Origin of the sequence: Microcoleus sp. PH2017_05_CCC_O_A (genome assembly GCF_020738785.1) — a bacterium.
Lineage (GTDB): Bacteria > Cyanobacteriota > Cyanobacteriia > Cyanobacteriales > Microcoleaceae > Microcoleus.
The window spans coordinates 66,379-73,624 of sequence record NZ_JAEQCB010000033.1; the positions used below are offsets into that span (position 1 = coordinate 66,379).

Sequence of the window (7,246 nt, forward strand, 5' to 3'; positions counted from 1 at the left end):
ACCAGGCAAAATTCAGCTCCGGCGATCGCCTCCACAGTCGCGTCTGCGATCGCTTGCAACAACTCGCACAAGTTACCGTTGCGCTGGCTCAACAAATTTGTAAACCGCTCGATCGCCTGCAAATCACTCCCTGCGTCTATTTTGCCCAAATTTTTGCCTGTGAAGTTAACTTCCGGACACGCTTGGCGGCGCCAAATTTCTGCTTCTGCTGCGAGCGAGCCTTGAGTTTGTGCGATCGCCTCCATATCTGTGTAAGTTCCCACCCACTCCAAAACATCATGACTGTCAGGGTTGGCGGGCGATCCTCTGGCCAAGTTCCAGCGGTAAGTGCCCTCTTGCGCCCGGAGACGAAATTGTATTTCGTAACTTTGGGGCGGCCCAGCATCCGGGCGCGATCGCGCCAACAGACGAGCGCAGTCTTCTGGGTGAACCTGCGCCAGATAGCCGAAACCCAATGCTGCTGCTACTGGTACCCCCGTGTACTCCTCCCAGCGCTCGCCTAAATAAGTCGCCCAGCCGCTGGCATTTGCTTTCCAAACTATATGAGGAATTGCCGACCACAGGCGATCGTTCAGAGTTTCGCCGTCGCAAACTAGGTGTTGGGGGGCTGTTATTTCTGATACCTTGTATAGTATTTCCGCGTCGGAAAAGTCCGAGCGAAAAGAGTTATTGGCGTGATAGTGAGTCATAACTGGTTTTATAAATAAGCATTCAACTTGAGCCCTAACACCGGCTCAAGACTCGTGCTGCTAGCTTTATTAATTTTGACGGCCAATGTGCATCAAAAGTTTTTATACTTTAAATCTATCTCGGTAGTGATATCTTTACCTCTATCAAGGGGCGGACAATGGGATAATTCAGTTACACTGTTTAAACATTGAGAGCTTACCTGTCCCGATCGCGCTTTCCCCGCGCCGCAAAATAATTTAAAAATTTACTTGCAATCTTGGCGGCTGCATGAGTATGCTGGAAAAAGATGTGCGGGCTGTCAAACCCTAAATCAGGACACATTCTCAAATTTACTCAGTTTGGCTGAGTCACTTGACGATATTTTAAAAGTTTAGCGGACTATTGGAAGAAAGATGAGTAAAATTCGCGTTGCTTTAATAGAAGACCACGACCTGACAAGAGTCGGCATCCGCACAGCTTTACAACAGCGTGACACCATAGAAGTTGTCGGGGATGCAGCTAACGCTACAGACGGATTGAAACTGCTTCAGTCTACCAAACCTGACGTGGCAATTGTAGACATTGGCTTGCCAGATTTTGACGGCATTGAACTGACACAAAAATTCAAAAAATCGATAGCAGCCGACTCCGATCCCGATACCAAAGTTTTGATTCTGACTTTTCAAGACAACGAAGAAGAAGTTCTGGCAGCTTTTGCCGCCGGAGCTGACTCTTACTGCATGAAAGATATCAGCTTCGACCAGTTGTTGGACGTAGTAAAAGTAACCCATGAAGGTAACTCTTGGATCGATCCGGCGATCGCTCGCATCGTGCTGAAACAAGCTCGCACTAAGGAGTCTGCTCCAGAAGAGCCGAAGCCTGAGGGCAAAAGAGTCACAATTAAGGCTGCCGAACCCGAGTTCAGTCACATCATTGAAACTTACCCTTTAACCGAGCGGGAGTTAGAAGTTTTGGAACTGATCGTGCAGGGTTACAGCAATGCTGCTATCGCCGAAAAGCTGTACATTACTGTCGGTACAGTCAAGACTCATGTCCGCAATATTCTGAACAAGCTGTGCGCTGACGATCGCACTCAGGCGGCCGTTCTCGCCCTGCGTTCTGGCTTGGTTGGATAAAGCCTCACCAGCAGGCAAAAGCAAGTTAAAAGTAGGGTGCGCCCGCGCACCTTACGCATTAATTTTAGAATGCGTACTGCGCGCCGACCGACTAATTGTTGGCGCTTGTATAGGGTATTATTCGGCGCACTTTACTGCCGAAGATATAGGCTTAAATCTCAGAATCGCCAGCCGAATAATCTGATGTTTTAAAAGCTATATTTAAGTCCGCATCTATCCTTGTGCAGATATTGAAGATCATCTTTTTCTGTGTAAATCTACCTTAAGATAGATGCCAAATACTTCTCAGATTATTAATACTTATAGTTGAGCAAGGTAAAGTTATATATAACAACCGCACCGGACGTTTAGAACGTTCTTAATTGCTCAAACCATTGGTTTTCTTCCTTATTTCTTCTTCTTCCTTCTTCCTTCTTCCTTCTGATAAAATTCCGATCGCACTGTCGGTATGGCGCGATGTCACTTCATAAAATGCGTAGGCTCGGCCAGATACTCATACTTTTAGGAATAGTTAAGCACTTACATAAATTATATCCGCAGAGTGATGCCAGAGTTCGCTTCAATTTGCGAGATTAAAACTATCTACTGCTCCTGAAAAATCTTAAAAAGAGGCATTATGAGCGCTCCAATTGAATTCCAGTTATTTGCTCCCTACAACAAAGGAGCTGCCTTGGTGGGGTCTTTTTCTAATTGGGAAGAAATTCCGATGGCAAAGGACGAAGAAGGTTATTTCCGCACGCGAGTTGAGTTGGAGGATGGCGTTTATCAATACAAATTTCGCGTGCAGTCCAAAAGCTGGTTTCTGGAGGCAGATCAGTGGGTAGATGTGGTAGATCCCTGCGCGACTGATATCGACGATCCCACTCAAAACGGCGCGATCAGAATCAAAGATGGCGATCGCATCGTGGATACCTACGTGTGGCAGCACGATGACAAACCGCTACCAGCCGATCGAGAATTAGTAATCTACGAAATGCACGTTGCCGACTTTTCCGGTGGCGAAGCCGATCCCCTCGCCCGCGGCAAGTACGAGCACGTCGTCGAAAAACTCGATTATCTAGTCGAACTCGGCGTTAACGCGATCGAACTCATGCCCCTCAAAGAATACCCAGGCGACTACAGTTGGGGCTACAACCCGCGCTACTTCTTCGCTGCGGAGTCCAGCTACGGCACCACCGAACAACTCAAAAACCTGATAGACGAGTGTCACGGGCGCGGGATTCGCGTCATCATCGACGGGATTTACAACCACTCCGAATCATCCAGCCCCCTCACCCAAATCGATCACGATTATTGGTACCACCACGCCCCCCGCGATCCAGACAACAATTGGGGCCCAGAATTCAACTACGAATTTTACGACGAAAACTTAGGAACTTACCCGGCGCGCAAATTCATCGGCGATACAGTCCGCTATTGGATTCAAGAATACCATCTCGACGGCATTCGTTTCGACGCAGCCCGACAAATTGCCAACTACGATTTCATGCACTGGATAGTTCAAGAAGCCAAAAATGCTGCTGGCCCAAAACCCTTTTACACCGTTGCCGAATACATTCCCGAAACTCCCAGCATCACCAATATAGACGGCCCGATGGACGGCTGCTGGCACGACAGTTTCTATCACTGCATAGTCGAACATATCTGCGGCGATACCTTTGATTTAGAACGGCTCAAAGATTTTGGATGAACCAGCATTCAAGCGGGCGAAGTTGGGTTCTGTATTGTTAATGACAGCAGTTGGCGTACCGCTGATTTGGATGGGCGAAGAATTTGGCGAATACAAAGCCAAAACGATCGAGCAAGCAAAAATTGACTGGACGCTGCTGGGAAATGACATGAATAAAGGTTTGTGGGAATACTACAAAGGCTTGATTCACCTCCGCAAAAACAACCAAGCACTTTACACCGAAAACATCGACTTTTTCCACGAAGATCCCGACTCGAAAGTGTTTGCTTACACTCGCTGGAACGATGAAGGTTCGAGAGTTGTAGTAGTTGCGAATCTGTCGCAAAATTATCTAGCGGGTTACAGCGTTCCCCACTTCCCAGCAAACGGAACTTGGCACGAATGGACGGGCAATTATGATGTGGAATCTGGCGATGACAATATTACGATTGACTTGCCGGAATACGAAGCCAAAGTGTTTGTTTGGCAGTAATCTGTTAGGTAGGTTGTTGGGCTTGGGCCCTCTGATTATATATATGAAAGAGCGTTTAGGTACGTTGTTGGGCTTCAGCCCTCTGATTATATATATGAAAGAGCGCCCAAGCGCAACAACGTACCTTTATTTAGGGTTACTTGCGAGGAATTTTATTTTTTACACGCACCATAGCAGTATTTCTCATTGTGAATCTAAACTACATATTTTACTCAGTTGATTTTCTAGATACAATTGGGTTGCGGCCGCCGCCGGTATGGGTTTGCTAAAGAAGTAACCCTGACCCATATCGCATTGAAGCGATTGCAAAAATGCCAACTGTTCTGCTGTTTCCACTCCCTCAGCAATCACCTGTAAATTCAGGCCCTGTCCCAGGGCGATCGCCACTTTCACAATCGTAGCACCGCTGTTGCCGTTGAGCAAATCTGCCACGAAGGATTTATCTATTTTTAAATTATTCAGTGGGAAGTTTTTCAGAGACCACAGCGAAGAATAACCTGTGCCAAAATCGTCCAGAGAAATTTGAATTCCCATTTGCTGCAACTCCTGCAATACCGACACCGTAAAATTTACATCTGTCATGGCAACTGTCTCGGTAATTTCTATTTCTAAATACTCGGGATTTAACTCGGTTTCTGACAAGATTTTAGCAATGGTTTCTACCGTGTTAGCTTGTAGAAACTGACGACCTGATAAATTCACAGCTACCCGTACTGGCGGCAATCCCAATAACTGCCACTCTCGATTTTGCAAGCAAGCTGTCCGCAGTACCCATTCGTCAATTTGGCAGATTAATCCTGTTTCCTCAGCTAAGGGAATAAATCGATCGGGAGGAATCAAACCGCGTTCGGGATGCTCCCAGCGAATCAGAGCTTCCATGCCGACTATTTGGCAAGTATTTAAGTTGATTTGCGGTTGATAGTGCAGCACAAACTCTGATTGTTTCAAAGCTTTGTAAAGCTGATTTTCTAAATTGAGTTCTTCAGAGACTTGATTGCCGATCGCCCGCGTGTAAAAATGATAATTGTTCCGACCTTTCTGTTTAGCTTTGTACATCGCAGCATCAGCATTTTTCAGTAAGGTTTCTGCATCTTCTCCGTCATAAGGAGCCAAAGCAATTCCCAAACTAGCCTTAGTATAAAGTTCCCGACCGTCAAAATCAAAAGGAGTGCTTAAACTCTGGATTATTCGCTGGCAAACCTTAGTTGCGTCCTCGGGGCTGTTGATATTGTACAGCAGCAAAGTAAATTCATCGCCGCCCCAACGGGCGATCGAATCCCCGAGGCGCAAACAGTTAGTCAAACGCCGAGATACACCTTGCAGCAACTGGTCGCCCACTGGGTGGCCGAGAGTATCGTTAACATTTTTAAATCTGTCTAAGTCTAGAAATATCACCGCCAACATTTCTGCATTCTGGTGAGCGTTAGCTAAAGCTAAAGACAGCCTTTCATTAAACAGCAATCTATTCGCTAAACCTGTTAATGGGTCGTGAGAAGCTTGATGTCGCATCATTGCCTCGACGCGCCTCTGCATGGCAGCCATGTACAGGTGAGTTCCTAATGATTTTGCTAGCTTCTGTTCCTCGCTGCTCCATTTTTGAGCTTCGCCGGTTTTGATTTCTTTCCAAGCTGCAAAGGACTGTCGGGGTCGATCGCTCCGGGCGTCGGAACTGCAACGGCCAGCCCACAAAATTTCGGTTTCTACGGCTGCGCGAAAAATGGTGAGACAGCCGATGCACTGTTGGCGGTATTGCAGCGGTACTGCCAAAAATGACCGAATGTCAGCTTCGAGAAAATTTGCAGATAAAGATTTGACTTGAGGTTCTTGAGCAATATCGGAAATCGCGTACAAGTGCGGGACGATTAAATTAGAAATATTTGTATCAATTGAACTGTAATGCTCGGAATATAGATTTTGATAAATGCCTAATTGGCTGGTACTGTCGGCAGTTTTTGGTTGCTCGTCTTGGTTGGCCCACCCCATGATCTGCTGCCAAAACTCGGTGAGTTCGAGATTGGTGTCTGGAGGCTGCTGCCCGCAGGTATAAAGTTTAGCCGGCCGATCGCCAAATTCGGCGGCAATGTACAAGCGTCCTCCCGAACCGTCCAAATGCTTGACACTTTGTTCGAGAACTGCTTGCCGAATTTCGTTTAGTTCCAGAGGAGAGTGCAGCAAACTGCTAATTTGGTTGACAACGGCTTCGTCGCGCGCTTGCTGTCGGGCTTGAGTGAGGAGAAAAGATTGGGCGATCGCAATTGAAAGCTGATCCACAAGCAACTGTACCATGTTCAATTCTCGATCGCTAAACCGTTTGGGTTGACTGTGGTGACAGGCCAGCAGCCCCCAAAGTTGATTTTGATGTACGATCGGCACCGTCAGAGAAGAACGCACCCCCATAGCCTCCAGATATTCTGCGTGACAGGGGTCTACAGGACAATAGCGAATATCTTCAACCGCTAAAGTTTGGCCGGTTTCGGGACAATCTAAGCGATTAATTATTTTATGCTGCAATCCCACATCTACAATCACTCGCTGCCGCGCTTTGACAAACATTTCGCGCGCACTAGGCGGAATGTCCCCCGCAGGAAAGCGCAAACCCAGCAGAGATGGCACATTTTCGCCGTTGATGGCCTCGGCAATCACCTCGCCGCTACCGTCTGCATCAAAGCGATAAACTTTTACCCGATCGCTTCCTAAAAAGCTGCGGATTTCTCGCGCCGTTGTCGTCAAAATCTCTTGCAGTTCTAAAGAGTTGCGGATGCGATTGGTAATTCGATTGAGTAAAATCTCTTGTTTTAAATTCGCTCTTGACGTTTGTCTAACTCTTCTGCGGGCCATCCCTTTTAATCTCCAGGGCAATTGACAGCATTTTTGCGAGCCACCTTGTTAACTCGCCCTGAACTATAGACTACAACACTTTCGCTCAGTCTGTGGGATTTACGCAACCAGAGAGCCAGAAACCCAGTTTTTAGGAATATTTTGGGTTTTTCTACAAATTTTGGGTACTAAGGAATGAAAATTAAATAACTTACAGTTTTTATTGTTCTTGTGGGATGGGCGTCCCGCCCGTCCTTTCTAGACGGGCGGGACGCCCATCCCACAAATATGTGTAAATTATTTAATTTGCGATCCTAACTGGGTTTCTCAACAGACTTTGATGCGGACTAAAGTCCGAACGATCAAACCAATCTAGAAACCGGGTCGATCGCACAAGCTTCTGACTGAGAGTGCAGAATGCTGGAAGAGTAAACCGGTTGCTCAGTATTTATACTGGGAAAT

The 7,246-nt window shown here is 46.8% G+C and carries 5 protein-coding genes; 3 read left to right on the forward strand and 2 right to left on the reverse strand.

What is annotated here, in order from left to right:
* A partial coding sequence (locus JGK20_RS09955) for a PAS domain-containing protein (protein ID WP_293230271.1) occupies positions 1–689 on the reverse strand: 689 nt, incomplete at its 3' end.
* Positions 690–1,082: 393 nt separating this feature from the next.
* Here JGK20_RS09955 and JGK20_RS09960 point away from each other — a divergent pair.
* The 3 genes from JGK20_RS09960 (at position 1,083) to JGK20_RS34485 (ending at position 3,967) form a co-directional block, all read left to right on the forward strand.
* Complete coding sequence (locus JGK20_RS09960) at positions 1,083–1,805, forward strand: response regulator transcription factor (protein ID WP_293149645.1); 723 nt, start codon at positions 1,083–1,085, stop codon at positions 1,803–1,805.
* A gap of 616 nt (positions 1,806–2,421) precedes the next feature.
* Positions 2,422–3,495, forward strand: coding sequence for an alpha-amylase family glycosyl hydrolase (locus JGK20_RS09965; protein WP_366038738.1), 1,074 nt, complete (start codon positions 2,422–2,424; stop codon positions 3,493–3,495).
* Positions 3,488–3,967 carry an alpha amylase C-terminal domain-containing protein gene (locus JGK20_RS34485; RefSeq protein WP_366038740.1) on the forward strand — a complete coding sequence of 160 codons (480 nt, stop codon included), beginning with the start codon at positions 3,488–3,490 and terminating at the stop codon, positions 3,965–3,967. Before JGK20_RS09965 ends, JGK20_RS34485 begins: the two co-directional genes overlap by 8 nt.
* Before the next feature lie 183 nt (positions 3,968–4,150).
* Here the strand turns inward: JGK20_RS34485 and JGK20_RS09970 are convergent, their stop codons facing one another.
* On the reverse strand, positions 4,151–6,805 hold the full coding sequence (locus JGK20_RS09970) for an EAL domain-containing protein (protein WP_293230268.1): 2,655 nt from the start codon (positions 6,803–6,805) through the stop codon (positions 4,151–4,153).
* Positions 6,806–7,246 lie beyond the last annotated feature (441 nt).

What these genes read in the sequence shown, in the direction of transcription:
- JGK20_RS09970 (WP_293230268.1), bottom strand. Translation starts at nt 6,805, where the DNA reads ATGGCCCGCAGAAGAGTTAGACAAACGTCAAGAGCGAATTTAAAACAA.
- JGK20_RS09960 (WP_293149645.1), top strand. Translation starts at nt 1,083, where the DNA reads ATGAGTAAAATTCGCGTTGCTTTAATAGAAGACCACGACCTGACAAGA.
- JGK20_RS09965 (WP_366038738.1), top strand. Translation starts at nt 2,422, where the DNA reads ATGAGCGCTCCAATTGAATTCCAGTTATTTGCTCCCTACAACAAAGGA.